The following is a 17,880-nucleotide window of genomic DNA, read 5'->3' as shown; positions in this document are numbered from 1 at the left end:
CCGTGGCATTAGGCAAGGGGAAAAAATGGAAACTGTGGTCCTCACCCGGCAGCATATTGCCAAGATCGTCAAGGAAAAGGGCTTCGATCATTTCATGGACCGGATGATCTCCCGTCTGGGCGAGGCGTTCCGGGCCGGCGGGCACGGCGGCGTGACCCCGGCCCGGGAGGGATTCCTGCGCGGTCCGGGGGACACCGCGATCATCGAATGGATGCCGCACCATCGGCCCGGCGACTCCGTCACCATCAAGACCGTGGGCTACACGCCGTACAACCCGGAGGAGCACCGGCTGCCCACCATCATCGGGTCCATGACCCGGTACGACGACGTGACGGGCCGTCTGCTGGCGGTCTGCGACGGGATCCTGCCCACGGCCATCCGGACCGGCGCCGCCTCGGCGATCGCCAGCCGGCTGCTGGCCCGCCCGGACAGCCGGGTGCTCGGCCTGGTCGGGGCCGGCGCACAGGCCGTCACCCAGGCCCACGCCCTCAGCCGGGTCTTCCCGCTGGAGCGGATCGTCGTCCACGACATCGACCCGGCCCACGCGCGGTCCTTCGCCGAACGCGTGGAGTTCCTCGGCCTGGACGTCCGGGTGGCACCGGTCACCGAGATCGAGGCCACCGCCGACATCATCTGCACCGTCACCTCGGTGGCGGTCGGCGGCGGCCCGGTGCTGCTCGGCGAGCACCTGCTCCCGCACGCGCACGTCAACGCCATCGGGGCGGACCTGATCGGCAAGTTCGAGGTGCCCCTGCACGTCCTGCGGTCGGCCTTCGTCACGGCCGACCACCGCGGGCAGGCGCTGCGCGAGGGCGAGTGCCAGCAGCTGGCGGAGGGCGACCTCGGGCCCGACCTGATGGAGCTGTGCGCGGACCCGGCCCTCGCCGAAGCGCACCGGGACGGCCTGACCGTCTTCGACTCCACCGGCTTCGCGCTGGAGGACCACGTGGCCTTCGACGTCCTGCTGGAGCTCGCCGCCGAGGGCGGGATGGGCGACCACGTCCAGATCGAGCACCTGCCCGAGGACGCGCTGAACCCCTACGCCTTCGCGTAGCGGCGGTCCCCGCGGCACCGGACCCGGGCCGCCCCCGTGCCGTCGACCCGGCACGGGGACGGCCCGTTCGTCCGTGTCCCGTCGTCCGTGTCCTGTCCGTCCGTCTCCTGCCCGTCCGTGTCCCGCCGTCCGCCTTCGGCTCCGGCGGGCGGGCGGAGGGACCTCAGGACTCCAGGTACCGCAGGACCGCCAGGATCCGCCGGCTGTAGCCGGTGGTGTGGCTCAACTCCAGCTTGTCGAAGACGGTGTTGAGGTTCTTCTCCACCGAACTCAGCGAGATGTGCAGCTTCTGCGCGATGGCCGTGTTGGTGTGCCCCTGCGCCAGCGCCTCCAGCACGGTGCGCTCGCGCGGGGTCAGCCGGGCCAGCGGATCGCCGTGCGTGGTGCGGATGACCAGCTGCCGGATGACCTCCGGGTCGATCGCCGCCCCGCCCGCGTGGATCCGCTCCAGTGCGTCGAGGAACTCCTCGACCTGGGCCACCCGGTCCTTGAGCAGGTAGCCGACCCGCTCCGCGTTGGACGCCAGCAGCTTGGCCGCGTAGTTGCGCTCGATGTGCTGGGAGAGCACCAGCACGCTCACCTCCGGCCAGCGCTCGCGGATCTCCACGGCCGCCCGCAGCCCCTCGTCGGTGTGGGTCGGGGGCATCCGGATGTCGAGGACGACGACGTCCGGCTTCTGCGCCTCGACCTCCTGGAGGAGCGTCGTCGCGTCGCCGAGGGCGGCCAGGACCTCGTGGCCCTCCTCGACGAGCAGCCGGACCAGGCCCTCCCTGAGCAGGGTCGAGTCCTCGGCGAGGATTACGCGCATGGGATCTCCGCGGTGATGGTGGTCGGTCCCCCCGGGGGGCTGTCGACATGCAGGACGCCGTCCAGCGCGGCCACCCGGCTGAGCAGCCCGGTCAGGCCGCTGCCGGCCGGGTCCGCGCAGCCCGTCCCGTTGTCCTCGACCCGGACGGTGAGCAGGGTGCCGCTGAGGCTCAGCCGCACCGAGATGGCGGTGGCCGAGGAGTGCTTGGCGGCGTTGGTCACGGACTCGGACACCACGAAGTAGGCGGCCGTCTCCACCGGCTTGGGCAGCGCCGCGCCGACCTCGAACTGCGTGCGCAGCGGAATGCTGCACCGCTCGGCCACCCCGCCCAGCGCCTCTTCCAGGCCGAGGCTGTCGAGCGCCGACGGGTACACCCGCCAGGCCACCTCGCGCAGTTCGGTCAGCACGCCCTGGGACTCCTCGTGGGCCTGCAGCAGCAGCGCGCCCGCCTGCTCGGGGTTGCGGCCCCGGCGGGCCCTGCCCAGCAGCATGCCCAGCGCCACCAGCCGCTGCTGGACGCCGTCGTGCAGATCGCGTTCGATGCGCCGGCGCTCGGCGTCCACGGCCTGGACCACCGCGGCACGGCTGGTGGCGAGTTCGTCGATCCGCCGCCGGAGCAGCTCCTGCTCGGAGGGCCCGAAGCACTCGCGGGCGATCCGGGTGTCCAGGGCCGCCAGCGAGTACAGGCCCTGCAGGTCGAGGAAGAGCAGGACCCCGCCCAGCAGGGCCTGGGTGAGGAGTTGGTCCCAGTCGAGCGTCCCGCGGGTCGCCCCGTTGACCATCAGCCCGGCCAGCAGGACGCCGAAGCCGAGCAGTCCGATGACGACGGCGCAGAGCAGCCCGGTGTAGCAGCGCACCGCCAGGTAGCGCAGGAGCTTCTGGTCGGACGCCTTGTAGTGCTCGGGGAAGCGGTCGCCGAAGAAGACGGAGCGGCGGTTGCGCTCCAGGAGCGTCAGCCGGCGGGCCCCGGCCATCAGCACCTCCAGGGCGCTCGGCCGGCTGCGCGGCCAGAGCAGGAAGGGGCCGAGGGCGGCGCCGACGACGAGGAAGTGCAGCGCGCCGAGCATCGCGGTCAGACAGCCGATCAGCACTCCCAGGCTGCGGCGCGGCCAGGAGGGGGCCGGTGCGACGGCCTCGTCCTCCGCGACGCCCTGACCGTCCGGAAACCCCGTCGGGTGGTGGGATGCCGCGCCCGCTGAATCTCCTCGCACGAGGCCCGAGCCTAGTGCGGCGGCGCAGCCCGGGCAAGATCGCCAGGACGGCGCGGCGGCCTGGGCGGTGCGCTCCGGCAGCACGGTCCCGGTCATGAACTGCGCCGCTGCTGCGACTGGTTGCGGTTGCGCAGCCGGAGCGTCAGGTAGCCGACCAGGGCCACCACGACCACGGCCAGGACGACCTTGGACAGCACGCCGACGTACGTCTCCACCATGTCCCACCGGTCGCCCAGCCAGTAGCCGGCCAGCACCAGCACGCTGTTCCAGATGAGGCTGCCGAGGGTGGTGAGCATGATGAACTGCGGCAGGGCCATCCGCTCGACGCCGGCCGGCACGGAGATCAGACTGCGGAAGATCGGCACCATCCTGCCGAGGAAGACCGCCTTGGTGCCGTGCCTGGCGAACCACTGCTCGGTGCGTTCCAGGTCCGAGACCTTCACCAGCGGCAGCCGCGCCCAGATCGCGTGCATGCGCTCGCGGCCGAAGAGCAGGCCTGTCCAGTAGAGGACCACCGCGCCGACGACCGAGCCCAGCGTCGTCCAGAACAGGGCCGACACGAGGCTGAGCACCCCCTGGCCGGCGGCGAAACCGGTCAGCGGCAGGATCACCTCGCTGGGCAGCGGCGGGAACAGGTTCTCCAGGGCGATCGCCAGGCCGGCCCCGGGGCCGCCCATCGTGTCGACGAGGTCGGCGGCCCAGCCCGCGATGCCGTCCGCGGGTTCCTGGGGCAGCGCCAGGAGCATGGGGTTCATGGTGGTCTCCAAGGCCGGCGGGGTCGGTGGGCCGGGGCGGCTGCCCCGATGCCCCTCCAACCTAGGAAGCGCTGTTCAGCGGCGGTATGAGGATTGCCGTCCGGTCCGGTGGTGTTCTCCGCAGGGCCGGTCCTGCGGAAACCCGGAGGGTCCGCGCGCCCGGCCCGGGCCGGGCGCCGCGGTCGCCGGAATGCGCGGCAAACGCCGCTGACCCTTTCCTGCCAACCCGCTCGGATTTCCTTTTCCGGGTTGTCGGTCCGGGGCTACGTTGGATCTCGTTCGAGCGGTTCGTTCGAGCGAATCCATCCCTCACAACCGGAGGTCAGACATGGAGAAGGAAATCGAGACCGGTCTCGTCTACGAGGCCCCGGAGCTCTCCGAGCTCGGCGACTACGACGAGCTGACCCGTGGTGTCGGCTTCCCGCTGGCCGACTTCTTCATCCACTTCGACTAAGCCTCACAAAGGCCGGTCGTTGATCGGATGAATTGAACGGTGCCAGACGGCGGCGGAATGCGGGGGATTCCCTCCGCATTCCGCCCGCCGCTGCTCCCGGAATCACGGAGGAACCATGCAAGAGAACCCGGATCCCCCTGGTCCCTGGTTCGTCGTCCTGCCCGACTGCGCGTCCGCGCTCCCGGTGGCCCGGCGACTGGGCGGCCACGTCGGATTCACCCTGAACCATGCCTCGGGGCGTCCCTGGGTGGTCGGACGTGCCCCGGACGGGAGCACCGGTGTCGCCTCGGCCGTCCACGCCCGGCACGGCACCACCGCGCTGCTGGTGACCGGCACCCACGCGCTGACCGCCGATCAGCTGGAGGGCTGGGCCAAGCGCGTACGGCACCCGGCCGACCTCGACGCGCTCGCCCGCTCCCTCGCCGGCAGCGCCCACCTGGTCGCCAGCATCGACGGCGAGATCCGCGTCCAGGGCACCGCCACGGGGGTGCGCCGCGTCTTCACCGCCACCGTCGACGGCTGCGCCCTCGCGTCCGACCGCGCCGACCTGCTCGCCGCCCTGGCCGACGCCCCACTGGACCCGGTCCGCCTCACCGCGCGGCTGCTGGCCATGACCCCGTCGTCGCTCACCGAACCGCTGTGGACCGGTGTCGACCTCGTGCCCGCCGACAGCTGCCTGCTGATCGCCGCGAACGGCCGCGCCACGGTCCGGCCGTGGTGGCAGCCGCCGCCGCAGGACCTGGACCGCACGCAGGGCGCGCCCGCCCTGCGCCAGGCCCTCGCCGAGGCGGTCGCGGTCCGCGCCCGGGACGGCGCCGTGGTCGGCTCCGACCTGTCGGGCGGCCTCGACTCCACCCCCCTCAGCTTCCTCGCCGCCGAAGCCACCGGCCGCGCCTCCGGCGGCCTCGTCACCGTGCGCATCGGGGTGGCGGACCCCACCCACGACGACCACATCTGGGCCGCCAAGGCGCAGGACCTGCTCGACGGCGACCACATCACGCACACCGTCTTCCGGCCCGGCGAACTGCCCGACATGTTCGAGGACGTGGCGAGCCCGATCACCGGCCTGGACGAGCCCACCCGCTGGATCCGCCCGGTCGCCAGGCTCAAGGAGACCGCCCGCCGGCTGGCCGCCGTCGGCGCCCGCGTGCACCTCACCGGACACGGCGGCGACGAAGTGCTGGCGGTCAAGCCCAGCTACCTGCACGACCTGACGCGCCGCCGCCCCGGCCTGGCCCGCGAACACCTCGCGGGCATGCGCGCCATGCGCCGCTGGTCCGCGTCCGCCACCGTCCGGGCCCTGGCCGACCGTCGCCCGTACGGCGTCTGGCTGGCCGCCGAGGCCGAGGACCTGACCAAGCCCTTCCCGCCGGCCAACGCGCCGCTGTTCGGCTGGGAGTACCCGCTGCGTCTGCCGCCGTGGGTCACCGCCGACGCCGCGTCCGGCCTGATCGCCGAGATGCGCCGACGTGCCGACGGGGCGCGGTCCTACGCACCGACCCGCTCCGCGCACACCACCATCGACCTGGCCCGCCAGCTCGGCGCGGCGGTGCGCCTCGCGGAGTTCGTCACCGGCGCCGAGGGCGCCGTCCTCCAGGCCCCCTACCTGGACGACCGCGTGATGGAGGCCTGCCTGGCGGTCCGCCCGGAGGAGCGCAGCTCCCCGTGGACGTACAAGCCGCTCATGGTCGAGGCGATGCGCGGCACCATGCCCGAGGGGTCGCTCAACCGGGCGACCAAGGGCGAGTTCTCCGACGACTTCTTCCGCGGCCAGCAGCGCCACCGCGGCCAGCTCGCCGAACTGTTCGAGCAGCCGCTGCTGGCCGGGCTCGGCCTGGTCGATGCCGCGACGCTGCGCCACATGGCGCTGTCCGCCTACCCGCCCGGCCTGCCCTGGGGCGCCCTCGACTCCACCATGGCCGTCGAGAACTGGCTGCGCGCCCGGGCCCGGTGGAACCTGGCGCCGGCCGACGCCCCCGCAACCGAACCGACCGATTCGAACCACGGGAAGGACGACCGTGTCCCTCAACCTCGCTGACGGCGTGTCGATCGCCGAGACCGACGACGGCGCGGTGCTGCTCGACGAGCGGTCGGGCCGCTACTGGCGGCTCAACAGCTCGGGCGCGCGCGTCCTCCAGGGCCTGCTCGCCGGGCGCGACGCCCGGGAGGCGGCCGTCGACGCGGCCGGCAGTGCCCGGGTGGCGCCCGAGCAGGCCGCGCAGGACGCCGCCGGCCTCCTCGCCAAGCTGCGCGCGGCCGGGCTGGTGACGCCGTGAGTTCGCCCGTCGCCATCACCGACCGCCCCCGGCTGGCCGCGCACCGGCGCCTGCTGCCGTGGCTGGCGACGGTGGTGGCCCGGGCCCTGATGCACCAGCCGCCGGCCCGGATCCGCACGGTCCTGGAGTTCCTGCGCCGGGGCGCCCGGCCGTCCACCGTCCGGGAGGCGAGCCGCGCCCGGTCCGCGGTCGTCGCGGTGAGCGTCAGCTGCGCCGGCGAGGGCTGCGTCCAGCGCTCCCTGGCCACCGCCCTGCTCTGCCGGCTGCACGGCCACTGGCCCACCTGGTGCTCGGGCGTACGGGTGGTCCCCTTCCTGGCGCACGCCTGGGTGGAGGTCGACGGCGAACCGGTCGACGAGCCGTACCCGCGCGGCTACCACACGACCCTGATCCGGGTGCCCCCGCTGGAGCGGTCATGAGGACGACGGAACTGACGGACTTCGGCCTCGGGCTGCGGATCGACGGCTTCGAGCCCGGCTCCCACAGCCCGCGGATGCTGCGCACCCTGCTGTGGGAGTACGGCGTGCTGCACCTGACCGGGTTCCCGCGCGACCCGGCGGAGTTCAGCGGGCTGGCGCGCTGGTTCGGCGAGCCCGAGACGGTCTTCCCCGCCGAGCACCGGGCGCCCGGCCACCCCGAGGTGCGTCTCCAGACGAACGTCCGCGGGCTGGGTGCCAACGCGGGCGGGCAGTACTGGCACGCCGACGGGTCCTTCGCGCCGACGCGCTCCCTGGTCACCCTGCTGACCTGCGACGAGGCTCCGCAGGAGGAGGGCGAGACGCTCTTCGCGGACCTGCGTGCCGGGTACGCGGACCTGCCCGAGGAGCTCCGGGCGGAGGTGTCCGGCCTGAACGGCGGCTTCCCGTGCCGGCAGATCGCCGAGCAGGACATGCGGCGGGCGACGGCGATGCGCACCGTGGTGCTGTCCGAGGAGGAACGGCGGCGCAAGCTCGCCGAACTGACCGACTTCGTCCGGCCCCTGGTGGCGACGCACCACGCCACGGGGCGGGAGGTCCTCGTCCTCAACGAGCACTGGCTGCGGGACGTCCCGGGCCGCTCGCCGGCCGACGGCCGGCGCCTGCTCGGGCTGCTCTACGGCACGGTGACCCGGCCGGCGAACGTGTACCGGCACCGCTGGGCGGTCGGCGACGTCCTGGTCTGGGACAACACCTCGGTGCTGCACAAGGCCGTGCCGGCCGCGCCCGGCCGGCGCAAGATCACCCGGCGGATCACCAGCGCCGCGCCGCAGCCGGTGCCGCAGCCGCTGCCGCTGCCGGTGTCGGAGCCGCTGCCGGTGTCGGAGCCGGCCCTTCCCCTCGCGCCCTGACCGCCGGGCCCCTGATCGCCGAGGCCTTCGCCGTCGCCCCCCGACGACGGCGAGGGCCTCGGGCGCAGCGGCCGGCCGCCCGCCGCGTCGGTTCCCCCACGACCGCCGCGGTCGGCCTCCGGCTGCGGCGGCCCCCACAACCGCCGCAGCCGGCCGCCGGCCCCTGAACTGCCCGCTCCGTGCGGGCGGATGTGAAATCTTCACGCGGACGCCGTGACCCCGGAGGTGTCTGCGCCGGACCGGCCGCGCCATACTGGCGGCGACATCAGTTTCGGCCGGGAAGGCCCCAGTGAGCGACACGAGTGAGCATCAGGTGGTGCACCTCTGGTCGCTGGACGAGGACGTCGCCGTCGTCCCGGGCGACGGCGAGACGGAGACCGTCCTCAGCGGTCGGTGGGGTGTCCAACGGCTCAGGGTGGACGGCTACGGCCTGGTGCGCGAGGCCCTGCGCCGGATGCAGCTGGGGCCGGTGCGCCTGAGCAACGTGGAACACCCGCCCGGCACCGGCGGGGGCGTGCCGCCGGACCGGATCCTGCTGCCGGCCCTGCGGCAGGTCGCCCACCTGGTGGTGCGCACCCTCGCGATGGACGACCTGGTGGGCCCGCTGCTGTCGGTGTACCCGTTGAGCCCCAAGGCGGCCTTCACCCTGGTCGGACTTCCGGTGCGGCGCCTGCGGCTGGTGCTCGGCGCGTCCCTGGTGGTCCGGACCGAGGGCGTGGTGCTGGAGACGCCGACCAGCCCGTACCGGGTGGTGGTGCACCGCCCCGAGGCGTTCTGGGTCATCGGCATGCTGGCGCGGCCGTGCCTGCTGGAGGACGCGGTGGCCGCGCTCCCGCTGCCGCCCGGTGTCACCCGGGGTGTCATCGGGTACCTGCGGGCGGCCGGGATGGCCGTTCCGGTCGACCCGGTCCGTCCGCCCCGGGACGACGCCCGTACGGGCCCGCCCCGGTGACGGACGGTCGGGCCCTACAGCAGCCAGCCCGCCTCGCGGGCGGCGCGGATCGCGTCGACCCGGTTGCGCGCGTTGAGCTTGGAGACGATCGTCGTCAGGTAGTTGCGCACGGTGCCCGCGGAGAGCCGCAGCAGTTTGGCGATCTCGACCGGGTCGTGGCCCTCGGAGGCGAGCCGGAGGACCTCGGTCTCCCGTTCGGTGAGCGGGGTCTCCTCGCTGTTCCAGGTGTCCAGTGCGAGCTGCGGGTCGATCACCCGCTGCCCGGCCGCCACCCGGCGTATCGCGCTGGCCAGTTCACCGGGCGGCGCGTCCTTGAGCAGGTAGCCGGAGACCTGGGCCATCAGGGCCCGTCGCAGGGTGCCGGGGCGTCCCAGGTTGGTCAGGATCAGGGTGCGGCACTCGGGCAGCCGCTCCCGCAGGCGGGCGGCTGCCGTCAGCCCGTCGACGCCGGGCAGGTCGATGTCGACGACGGCCACGTCGGGCCGGTGCTCCAGGGCCGCCTGCACGATCTCGTCGCCGCGGGCGACCTCGGACACGACGGTGAGGTCGTCCTCCAGGTCCAGCAGCGCGACGAGCGCGCCGCGCACCATGTGCATGTCCTCGGCCAGCAGGATGCGGATCTCCATGACACAACACTCCTCTGCGGCCGCGCGGGCCTGGGGTGGGGGCGGGAGGATCCGGACGTGGGGGGTCCGGAGCGGGCTCGGGTGGCGGGCGGTCAGGCGGCCGGGCCGCTGTGCGGCAGTGCGGACGGCTCCCCGGTCTCCCAGGGCTCGGTGTCCTCCGCGGCCTCCCGCTGCCCGGGGACGGCGGAGACCGGGGCCTCCGCGACGACCCGGAACGTTCCGTCGCACCCGTGGGCGATGGTCAGCCGGCCGGAGACGGAGTGCAGTCGCATCCGGAGGTTCTCCAGGCCTGCGCCGCTGTGCTGCGAGGTGTCCCGGTAGTCCGGGTCCACCCCGTCGTTGGTCACCACGAGCCGTACCCGGCCGCCGTTCTGGACGGCTTCGATGGAACAGCGGCCGGCCCGTGAGTGGCGCAGCAGGTTGGTGATCGCCTCGCGCAGGACGGCCGCGAGCACCGTGTTGACCTGCGGGCCGAGCTCGCCGAGCCGCACGCTGGTGGTCAGCTCCACGTCGGTGGCTTCCAGCAGGGCGACGACCGAGGAGAGTTCGCTCTCCAGGGACATCTCGCGCAGACCGCGCGAGACCCGGCGGACGTCGGCCAGGGACTGCCGGGACAGCGTCAGGACGTCCTCGACCTCCGCCTTGGCGCGCTGCGGCTGGGCCAGGACGAGCCGGTGGATCAGCTCGCTCTTCAGGGTGATGGCGGACAGGCTGTAGCCGAGCAGGTCGTGCAGGTTGCGCGAGATGCGCAGCCGCTCCTGGATCACCGCCAGCCGGGCCAGTTCGTTCTGCGTCTCGTGCAACTGCCGCACCAGGGCGGCGAGCCGGGACAGCCCGTAGACGACGAGGCCGGTCAGCAGGGTCGACTGCGAGAGGTAGATGCTGTCGAGCAGCGGGCGTTCGTCGATCGCCGGAGGCACCAGCATGCTGAGTCCGACCACGCCGTACAGCGGCCAGCCGGCCCGGGGCGGCAGGAGCAGCAGCAGTGATCCGGCGAGGAACCCCGCCATGGCGCCCCACTGGGCGTTGAAGACCGGCATCGGCAGGTAGGTGAGCAGTGCCTGGATGCCGAGGGTCGTCCACTTCTGCGCGGCGGGCGCCTGTTCGGCCCCCGGCCGGGAGTGCTTCAACTGGAGGCAGAAGATGGCGACCAGGAAGAGCAGGCAGACCGCCATGTTGACGGGGGCCAGCTCGGTGCCCGCGATGTTGAGGGCCGTGATGCCGAGGTAACTCAGGAGCGCAGACGTCAGGATGAGGAGGGCGAAACGCGGGGCGGGCGGTGTGCGTTGGCCTCTCTCCGTTCCCTGCCCTCCGCTACCATCCGGTCGACTGCTGTCGTCGTGGCTGAGCTCATCGGGAACTTGCATTGTCTCCGCGGCCTTCTCTGCTCACATCCCCCTGCGAGCACGTCCGTCGATCATATCTTGGCGTACGGATGAAAGTTGACTAATCAACACATCCGATGACCTGCCCGGCGCGCGGTCGTCGATGACCCCGGGACGGGCACCCCCGGCACGCGAACGCGACCCCTGGCCGGTCGAGGGCTCCGGGAGACCCGATCGGCAGGGGCCGCAGGTGCACGCGTCCGGGCGCACCCGTCCTGCTCTGCTAGACGAACAGCGGTACGGGGTTGAGTTGTTCCCGTCGAAGGGGCTCGTTCCGCCGCCCGAGGGCCACCGGCACGTCGAAGAGCCGGCCAGGCGCGAACCTCGCCCAGAACTGCCGCATCCCCGGCACGATCACCTTCACCACCGGGATCCCGAGGTCCTCCCTCGTCTGGTCGAGCACCAGGAGCTCCAGGCCGCGGTCCCGGACCAGGCCGGTGATCGCGGTGACGTCGTCCAGGAGGTCCCCGGTCGGCGCGTACGCCCAGTCCCCGGGGCGGCGGGGCGCCACCGCCGGATCGGGCGTCAGGTAGCGCTCGCCCGCGAGCGTCGCGGTGCGCCACCAGTCGAGCGCGTCCGGGTCGTCGATCCGGTACCCGGTGCCCTCCGCCGTCACCGCGCCGACGGCCGGGAGGAGCTGCCCCATCTCGGTCAGCGCGCGGCGCAGCGCCAGCCGCGGGTCGAAGTGGGCGCCGAACCCGAAGACGACGTCCTCGACGGGCTTGTCGGTGCGGCGCGACAGGGCCGCCATGACCGGGATCCCGAAGTCCGAGGTGAGGTCGAGCACGTGGACCGACCGGTTCAACCCGCGGTAGCCGTCCAGCAGTTCCGGCAGGTGGTCGTCGTCGAAGGCGGCCAGGTCCACCCCGGGCTGCCGGGTGCGGTTGTACCACCACAGGGCGACGGCGTCCCGCTCCACCAGCTCCAGGAACCCCTGGACGAGCGCGTCCTCGGGGGTGCTGCCGGCCGCGTTGCCGTTGGAGTCCGCCCACAGGCCGTCGGGTGCGGCCTCCGCGCCGAAGTACAGCATCGACGTCGGCAGCAGCCGGTGGGTGCGCCCGGTCACCGACCAGACCTGCGTCCACTCGGTGGGCCGGGCCGGGTCGAACGGCGCGGGCACGTACTGGAAGCGCGAACCGCGCGCGTTCCACCGGTCCCGCTCCCGGAACTGCTCCTCGCCGTACAGCTGCACGGCGTTGGGGTGCAGGGCCGCCGGCCCGAGCCCGCGCAGCGAGTCGCGGACCACCGGCTCGTCGCCGTGCCGGGTGCCGCTGTGGCGCTCCACGGCCTCGCACAGGGCGCTCACCCGGGCCTCGGTCTCGGTCAGGCCCTTGCCGCCGCTCAGGCTGCGCAGCCCGGCCCGCAGGCCCGCGAGCGAGCGGCCGGGCATGGCGAGGTTGGGCCCGGACAGGAACGCCTGGAGGAAGTCCGGGCTGCCGGGAGCGCGCCGGATCTCCTTGACGATCCCGGTGACCGGGTCCACCAGGTGGCCGTGGCGCTCCAGCATCTGCCGGGGCGTCAGGGCGCGGTGCCCGTTGCCCGTTCCGGCGGCCTTGGGGCGCGACACCGGACGGAAGGGCGCCCGGACCCGCCGCGCCGCCAGGCCCCGGTCCCCGCAGGACGGGCACTGCGGGATCCGGGAGACCGGATGGGCGGTGGTGGCCAGCGTCGCGGTGTCCAGGGTGCGGACGGAGGAGTGCTCCGGGCCGCGCAGCCCGCCGAGCCACTTCGCGGCCTCCAGCGCCGCCAGGTGCAGGGCGAGCATGCGGACCACGGGCAGGCTCGCGGGCGGCAGCGGCACCGGGTCGGGCCGGCCGAGCGAGAACCGGAGCAGCTCCTCCGAGTGGCGGTGGCCGCGCAGCCGGGACGCCAGGCAGTGCCAGCAGGGGCCCTCGCCCGGGCGGAACACCGGCCCGAACCACGGGTTCGACCAGCCCAGCCGGACCGGCAGCCAGGCCGTGCCCTCCCGGCGGTGCGCGGCGTCCACGTCCGCGAGGCGGGGGGAGAGGTAGTCGTCGCACAGCACCACGGACAGGTCCGCCGGCGCGTCCCCGTCCGCGGGCGCGTCCCCGTCCGCCGCCGGGTTCAGCCCGGCGCCGCTCAGGGCCGCGCGGGCCACGGCGGGGTCCGTGTCGGTGCCGGTCAGTGCGAGGACCCGCACCCGGGCGCGGGCGAGCGAGGCCGGTACCCGGCCGCCGTCGAGCCCCAGCAGGTCCCAGAACGCCTCGGCGGCGGGGCCGGCGGGGCCGGCGTCGGTGGCGGAGGGCGGCGGGCCGGGCCGCGCGCGGTGCTCCGCCGGGCCTTCGGTATCCGTCCGAGTCCGGTGCTCCGCCGGGTTCCCGTCCGCCCCGTCGTTGCCGGCCTCGTCCGCCCACGCGGGTCGCACCCGGAGCAGGCCCGCGGAGGCCAGCGCCCGCAGGGAGCCGAGGGTCTCCTCGGCGGCGAGCGCCGGTGCCGCCTCCCGCAGCACGGCGGCCGTGCTGCGGCTGCCGTCCAGCAGCGGCGCCAGCACCTCGGCGTGATCTCCGCGCAGTGTGGTCAGCCCGCGTTGGGAGACCAGGTACACCGCCTGCCCGGGCACGGTCTCGGGCCGCAGGTGGCTCTTGAAGCCCACCCGGTCCGTGTCGCTGGTCACCAGCTGCAGTCTCTTCCCCCGTGTGTCGGTCATGCGCCCGGCTGGCCCCCGGTGGTCGAGGCGGGGGCCGGCTGGGCCGACATGACGCAGACGGTGAACAGGGCCACGCTCTGCGGCGCGACGGTGTCGACGTCCTCGATCACCAGGCCGGGGGTGGAGGCGGTGCCGAAGGCGGAGTCGCCGGTGACGGTGCCGAAGGTCAGGAAGGTGCTCATTGCTGCCGGAACTCCTAGGTCGTCGCTCTCGATCAGTTGCGAGGCCCACGCTGTTGCGGGGCCCGCGCCAAGATTCTGCGAAACGGGGAAATGGCGGGGACAGTGCTGCGGTCACCTCCGGCGTGTGAAGACGTCATACCGGCCGGCCGACCGGAGGGTCGACGGACGGCGCGAGCCGGGCCGACCGGCGGCCCGGCTCAGGCCGAGCGGACGCCGGCCGGGCCCTCGTACGGGGCTCGGACCGGGCCGCCGTTCGGGCCGCCGGGGGCCGTGAACGGCAGGACCTTGCGCGACTGCCCGCCGAGCAGGGCCATGCCCAGCGGGGTCACCGTGTGCAGGGCGCTGCTCCCCACCCGCCGGGTGCTGATCAGCCCGGTCTCCCGCAGCACGGTGGCGTGCCGGCTCGCGACCCCCGGCGACACCCCCAGCCGGGCGGCGAGCTGGGAGTTGGTGGAGGTGTCGGTCAGCAGGCGCAGGGCGGCCGCCCTGGTCTGCCCGACGAGCGCGCTCAGCGCCTGGGACTCGCCGTCGTCACCGGCGTGGCCGTCCGGGGCCGGGGCGTCGTCCCACCCGGCGACGAGGCCCGGCGCGGCGGCGAAGACCAGCACGGCCTGGCCGCTGTCCCGCTCGTGGGCCACCAGCCGACCGGCCTCCCCGGGCAGGAACACCGACGGCTTGAGGACCAGGCCGCGCCCGTCGAGGGCGAGGTCCACGTCCGGCCCGTCGTCCACCTCCAGGACCGGCGCCTTCCAGGAGATCCGCGGGTGCAGCGTCGACAGCAGCTGCTCCACCCCGCCGCCGGCCGCGACCCTGCCGTGCGCCTCGCACACCGCCTCCAGCCGTTCGAGGATCCGCGCCCAGTACGGGGACACCCCGGCGCGCCACACGTCCAGCGCCAGCCGGGTGCCCTCCGCGCGGGACCCGGGCGTCCGCTGCGCCGTCTCCTCGCGCCCGGCGCGTTCGAGCAGCCGCAGCGGCAGGTTCTCGGCGCCCCGGGTGAGCGGCACCGGCAGCGCCGCCCGGGTGCCGGCCCGCAGGGCGTTGCGGACGGCGACGCACCAGCGCACGCTCGCGTCGTCGCGCCAGGGCCGGGTCAGCAGCCGCAGCGCGAACACGCCCTCCATCAGGGGCCCCAGGCTGCTCTGGAGCCGGACGCGTGTCAGATCGGTACCGGTGAAGTGAATCCGCTGCATCGAGGCCGCCCCGTTACGTCGCTGTCGTGGTACCTCGACACTGTGCTCGCGGCGCCCGCGGGAACAGTGCCTGGCTCCCGTGGGCCGGGTGCGTACGTCACGTCGGCGGGCATGAGAATCTCAGGCGCGCGACCCGCGCGCGGGCGACGGTCACCGGCCGGGCGTCACGTCACCGACCGGGCTTCGGTCATGGTTACGGAAAACCGCAGCAGGACCGGGCGGTTGACCTCATGGTGGCGCCCCGCTCCCGCGCTCTAGCGTGAACGGCATGATCGCAACGTTGGCTTCCGCGTCGCTCGCCACCGCTTCCGCCGAGCCCGCAGGCGGCATCGCCGGATGGGCCGTCGACGTCATGACCACCCTCGGCGCCATGGGCGCCGGCCTGACCAACCTGGTCGACACCGTTCTGCCGTTCATTCCCAGCGAGATCATCCTCCCCGTCGCCGGGTTCGCGGCCGGGCAGGGCAAGCTGAGTCTGCCGGCCGTCATCGTCTGGACCACGATCGGCTCCATCGTCGGCTCCTGGATCGTGTACGCCGCGGGCGCCCTCCTGGGCCTGGAGCGGACCCGCGCCCTCGCGGCCCGCATCCCGCTCATCAGTGCGCACGAGATCGACAAGGCGGACGCGTGGTTCCAGCGGCACGGCCGCAAGGCCGTCTTCATCGCCCGCATGGTGCCGGTGGTGCGCAGCCTCATCTCCGTACCGGCCGGGATCCAGCGCATGCCGCTGCTGGCCTTCACGGCCATGACCGCCGCCGGCAGCCTGATCTGGAACACCGTGTTCGTGCTGCTGGGCTACTGGCTGGGCGACAACTGGCACCTGGTGGAGGAGTACGGCGGCTGGGTGTCGAAGGGCGTCGTGGTGGTGGCGGTGCTGGTCATCGCCCGCTGGTTCCTGGTGCGGATGCGCCGTCGCCCGAGCGCCCGGCACCGCGGCTGAACCCGCGCCCGCCCCGGGCCCCGTACCCGCACCCCGGAGACCCGCGCCGCACACCGGCGCGGGTCTCAGTCCTTTCCGACGGCGACCGGGACACCGGCGGCCCCCCGGGGGGGGGGCGGTCCGCGGAATCCGACGCGTTCCGGGGCTCCGGTCGGCATGATGTCGTCCGGAGAGGGACACTCCCGTCCGGTCGTGCGGGTCGTCGTGGAGGTGGCGAAGAGTGGAGTCCGGGATCCGGAACGGCCGTCTGGTCGCGGTGGTGGGAATCGACGGTGCCGGCAAGACCAGCCAGGTGCAGCGGCTGGCCGAATGGTTCGAGGGCTCGGGGCACCCGACCCGGCTCTTCCTGAACCAGTCGCAGCTCCCGGTCCGTCGGGCCCTGGACGCGATCGCCCGCGAGGACGGCTTCCCGGGCCACCTGGACATGATCGGGGCCGACACGATCAGGCTCATTTCCGCTTGCGCGCGGCTGTCCGCGCTCGCCCCCGTCGGCGACGTCCTGCGCACCCCCGGAGCCGTGGCGCTCGCCGACCGCTACACCGTCTGCCAGTACGCCGCCGTCCGCCTGCAGGGAGCGGACAACGAGGCCTTCCTGCGGCGCCTCAACCGGGGCCTCCCGAAGCCCGACCTCACCCTCTTCCTGGACGTCGACCCGGCCGTCGCCCGGGAGAGGATCAGACGCCGCGGCATCGACGAGGAGACGCTGGAGTTCCTGGCCGCGTACCGGGAGGCCTACCGCTCCCTCCCGGAGTTCGCCGATCTCGTCGTGGTCGACGGGAACGGATCGTTCGACGAGGTTCAGGAACTCCTCCGCAAGGAGATCCAGCGGGCCCTGCCCCGGACATCGGCCGCCCCCACCGGGCCGGTGCCGTGCGCATCCGGACCATCGACTCCTCCCGACGAGGATGCGATCATCGATGGCCCAGGGCGTGAGCCTTCGCCGAGTTCCGACGAGCGCAAATGGTGATCATGGAAGAGTCCCGCCCCGAACGCCTGAGCTGTCTTGCCGTCTGCGCCGGGGCGGGCGGCCTCGCGCTCGGCCTCGAACAGGCCGGGTTCGACCCCGTGCTGCTCCTCGACAACCGTCCCGTGGCCTGCGAGACACTGCGATTGAATCGCCCGGATTGGAACGTCCTGGAGACCGACCTCCTGGACTTCGTTCCGGAGGAGCACCGGGAGTGTTACGACGTGGACCTCCTGGCGGCGGGTCTGCCCCGGGTGAAGGCGAGCGCCGCGGTGGGACGCGAGGACAGCGACGAGGAACTCCGTCTGCTCGACGCGACCGTGATGCTCCTGCACGGTGTGCAGCCGCGGGCCCTGCTCATCGAGAACGTCTCGGAGTTGGCCGCCAAGCCTGCGTACGAGCCGATCCGTTCGGACGTCGAGGCCGAGCTCGAACACCTCGGGTACGAGTACGAGTGGTTCGTCGTCAATGCGATGTGGCACGGCGTGCCCCAGGACCGCAAGCAGGGGATCCTGGTGGCGCTGAAGGGGGGTGCCATGCGCGACTTTGTCCCCCCTGCGCGTGACACCGTGCCGCCGCCGACGGTGGGGGAGGCGCTGGGTGACTCGATGGCCGCGCGTGGGTGGCCGCACGCCGCCGCCTGGGCCGCACAAGCCGATCAGGTCGCCCCGACCCTGGTGGGGGGTTCCTGGAACCGCGGCGGACCGGATCTGGGGCCGACCGGGTCGAAGCGCTCCTGGGCCCGCATGCGGGTCAACGGCGGCACCGTCGCCAATGAGGTCCCCGGGCCCGAGGAGCACTGGGACCCGTCACCGGACGGCACGGAGATGGTGAGGCTGACCGTCGAGCAGGCGGCACGATTGCAGGGCTTCCCCCACGACTGGTCCTTCGCCGGCGGGAAGACGCTCAGGTACCGCCAGGTGGGCCACGCATCGCCGCCCCCCGTGGCCCGGGCCCTCGGGCTCGCCATCAGGGCTGCGCTGGGCCGGTCGGCGCCGGCGGCACGGGGCGGTCGGTGACTCGGGCGGCGCGGAGACCGTGACCCCGGGGCGGGACGGCATCGGGTGTTCCGTCCCGCCCCGGCG

The 17,880-nt window shown here is 73.7% G+C and carries 18 protein-coding genes; 10 read left to right on the top strand and 8 right to left on the bottom strand.

The window, feature by feature from the left end; all coding sequences use genetic code 11:
* Window positions 1–25: 25 nt before the first annotated feature.
* Window positions 26–1,054 (top strand): ornithine cyclodeaminase family protein, encoded by a 1,029-nt coding sequence (locus ACIGG8_RS35810; protein WP_396552798.1) that lies wholly within the window; start codon window positions 26–28, stop codon window positions 1,052–1,054.
* A gap of 163 nt (window positions 1,055–1,217) precedes the next feature.
* On the opposite strand, the gene ACIGG8_RS35805 is transcribed toward ACIGG8_RS35810, so the two are convergent.
* From ACIGG8_RS35805 to ACIGG8_RS35795, 3 genes are read right to left on the bottom strand one after another with little or no spacing between them, the layout of a single operon-like run.
* Complete coding sequence (locus ACIGG8_RS35805; RefSeq protein WP_350519256.1) at window positions 1,218–1,862, bottom strand: response regulator transcription factor; 645 nt, start codon at window positions 1,860–1,862, stop codon at window positions 1,218–1,220.
* A complete protein-coding gene (locus ACIGG8_RS35800; protein ID WP_396552797.1) occupies window positions 1,853–3,169 on the bottom strand; it encodes a sensor histidine kinase in 1,317 nt (438 codons plus the stop codon). The genes ACIGG8_RS35805 and ACIGG8_RS35800 overlap by 10 nt, the downstream gene beginning before the upstream one ends.
* Window positions 3,166–3,828, bottom strand: a complete 663-nt coding sequence (locus tag ACIGG8_RS35795) for a DedA family protein (protein WP_396552796.1) — start codon at window positions 3,826–3,828, stop codon at window positions 3,166–3,168. The genes ACIGG8_RS35800 and ACIGG8_RS35795 overlap by 4 nt, the downstream gene beginning before the upstream one ends.
* A 328-nt stretch (window positions 3,829–4,156) precedes the next feature.
* On the opposite strand from ACIGG8_RS35795, the gene ACIGG8_RS35790 reads away from it, so the two are divergent.
* From ACIGG8_RS35790 to ACIGG8_RS35765, 6 genes are all read left to right on the top strand, one after another.
* Window positions 4,157–4,282: a lasso RiPP family leader peptide-containing protein gene (locus ACIGG8_RS35790; RefSeq protein WP_350519254.1), complete on the top strand. Its 126-nt coding sequence runs from the start codon at window positions 4,157–4,159 to the stop codon at window positions 4,280–4,282.
* Between the two features lie 115 nt (window positions 4,283–4,397).
* Window positions 4,398–6,320, top strand: coding sequence for an asparagine synthase-related protein (locus tag ACIGG8_RS35785; RefSeq protein ID WP_396552795.1), 1,923 nt, complete (start codon window positions 4,398–4,400; stop codon window positions 6,318–6,320).
* Window positions 6,301–6,558 carry a lasso peptide biosynthesis PqqD family chaperone gene (locus tag ACIGG8_RS35780; RefSeq protein WP_396552794.1) on the top strand — a complete coding sequence of 86 codons (258 nt, stop codon included), beginning with the start codon at window positions 6,301–6,303 and terminating at the stop codon, window positions 6,556–6,558. The genes ACIGG8_RS35785 and ACIGG8_RS35780 overlap by 20 nt, the downstream gene beginning before the upstream one ends.
* A complete protein-coding gene (locus ACIGG8_RS35775; RefSeq protein WP_396552793.1) occupies window positions 6,555–6,977 on the top strand; it encodes a lasso peptide biosynthesis B2 protein in 423 nt (140 codons plus the stop codon). The genes ACIGG8_RS35780 and ACIGG8_RS35775 overlap by 4 nt, the downstream gene beginning before the upstream one ends.
* Window positions 6,974–7,885 carry a TauD/TfdA dioxygenase family protein gene (locus tag ACIGG8_RS35770; RefSeq protein ID WP_396552792.1) on the top strand — a complete coding sequence of 304 codons (912 nt, stop codon included), beginning with the start codon at window positions 6,974–6,976 and terminating at the stop codon, window positions 7,883–7,885. The genes ACIGG8_RS35775 and ACIGG8_RS35770 overlap by 4 nt, the downstream gene beginning before the upstream one ends.
* Window positions 7,886–8,174: 289 nt before the next feature.
* Window positions 8,175–8,837, top strand: a complete 663-nt coding sequence (locus ACIGG8_RS35765) for an NADH oxidase (RefSeq protein WP_396552791.1) — start codon at window positions 8,175–8,177, stop codon at window positions 8,835–8,837.
* A gap of 14 nt (window positions 8,838–8,851) precedes the next feature.
* On the opposite strand, the gene ACIGG8_RS35760 is transcribed toward ACIGG8_RS35765, so the two are convergent.
* The 5 genes from ACIGG8_RS35760 to ACIGG8_RS35740 form a co-directional block, all read right to left on the bottom strand.
* On the bottom strand, window positions 8,852–9,463 hold the full coding sequence (locus ACIGG8_RS35760; protein WP_396552790.1) for a response regulator transcription factor: 612 nt from the start codon (window positions 9,461–9,463) through the stop codon (window positions 8,852–8,854).
* 92 nt (window positions 9,464–9,555) lie between these two features.
* Window positions 9,556–10,830 (bottom strand): histidine kinase, encoded by a 1,275-nt coding sequence (locus tag ACIGG8_RS35755; protein ID WP_350519247.1) that lies wholly within the window; start codon window positions 10,828–10,830, stop codon window positions 9,556–9,558.
* Window positions 10,831–11,071: 241 nt separating this feature from the next.
* Window positions 11,072–13,483 carry a TOMM precursor leader peptide-binding protein gene (locus ACIGG8_RS35750; RefSeq protein ID WP_396552789.1) on the bottom strand — a complete coding sequence of 804 codons (2,412 nt, stop codon included), beginning with the start codon at window positions 13,481–13,483 and terminating at the stop codon, window positions 11,072–11,074.
* 29 nt (window positions 13,484–13,512) lie between these two features.
* On the bottom strand, window positions 13,513–13,698 hold the full coding sequence (locus ACIGG8_RS35745) for a hypothetical protein (RefSeq protein ID WP_350519245.1): 186 nt from the start codon (window positions 13,696–13,698) through the stop codon (window positions 13,513–13,515).
* Between the two features lie 197 nt (window positions 13,699–13,895).
* Window positions 13,896–14,891, bottom strand: coding sequence for an ArsR/SmtB family transcription factor (locus ACIGG8_RS35740; protein ID WP_396552788.1), 996 nt, complete (start codon window positions 14,889–14,891; stop codon window positions 13,896–13,898).
* A 268-nt stretch (window positions 14,892–15,159) separates the two neighbouring features.
* On the opposite strand from ACIGG8_RS35740, the gene ACIGG8_RS35735 reads away from it, so the two are divergent.
* The 3 genes from ACIGG8_RS35735 to ACIGG8_RS35725 all read left to right on the top strand — a co-directional run bounded on the left by ACIGG8_RS35735 (window position 15,160) and on the right by ACIGG8_RS35725 (window position 17,814).
* On the top strand, window positions 15,160–15,831 hold the full coding sequence (locus ACIGG8_RS35735; RefSeq protein ID WP_350519243.1) for a DedA family protein: 672 nt from the start codon (window positions 15,160–15,162) through the stop codon (window positions 15,829–15,831).
* A 220-nt stretch (window positions 15,832–16,051) separates the two neighbouring features.
* Window positions 16,052–16,798, top strand: coding sequence for a dTMP kinase (locus ACIGG8_RS35730; protein WP_396552787.1), 747 nt, complete (start codon window positions 16,052–16,054; stop codon window positions 16,796–16,798).
* A complete protein-coding gene (locus ACIGG8_RS35725; protein ID WP_396552786.1) occupies window positions 16,792–17,814 on the top strand; it encodes a DNA cytosine methyltransferase in 1,023 nt (340 codons plus the stop codon). The genes ACIGG8_RS35730 and ACIGG8_RS35725 overlap by 7 nt, the downstream gene beginning before the upstream one ends.
* Window positions 17,815–17,880 lie beyond the last annotated feature (66 nt).

Origin of the sequence: Kitasatospora sp. NPDC085464 (assembly GCF_044541955.1) — a bacterium.
Lineage (GTDB): Bacteria > Actinomycetota > Actinomycetes > Streptomycetales > Streptomycetaceae > Kitasatospora.
The sequence above is the reverse complement of the archived record's forward strand: the minus strand, read 5'-3'. Positions and strand labels throughout refer to the sequence as shown.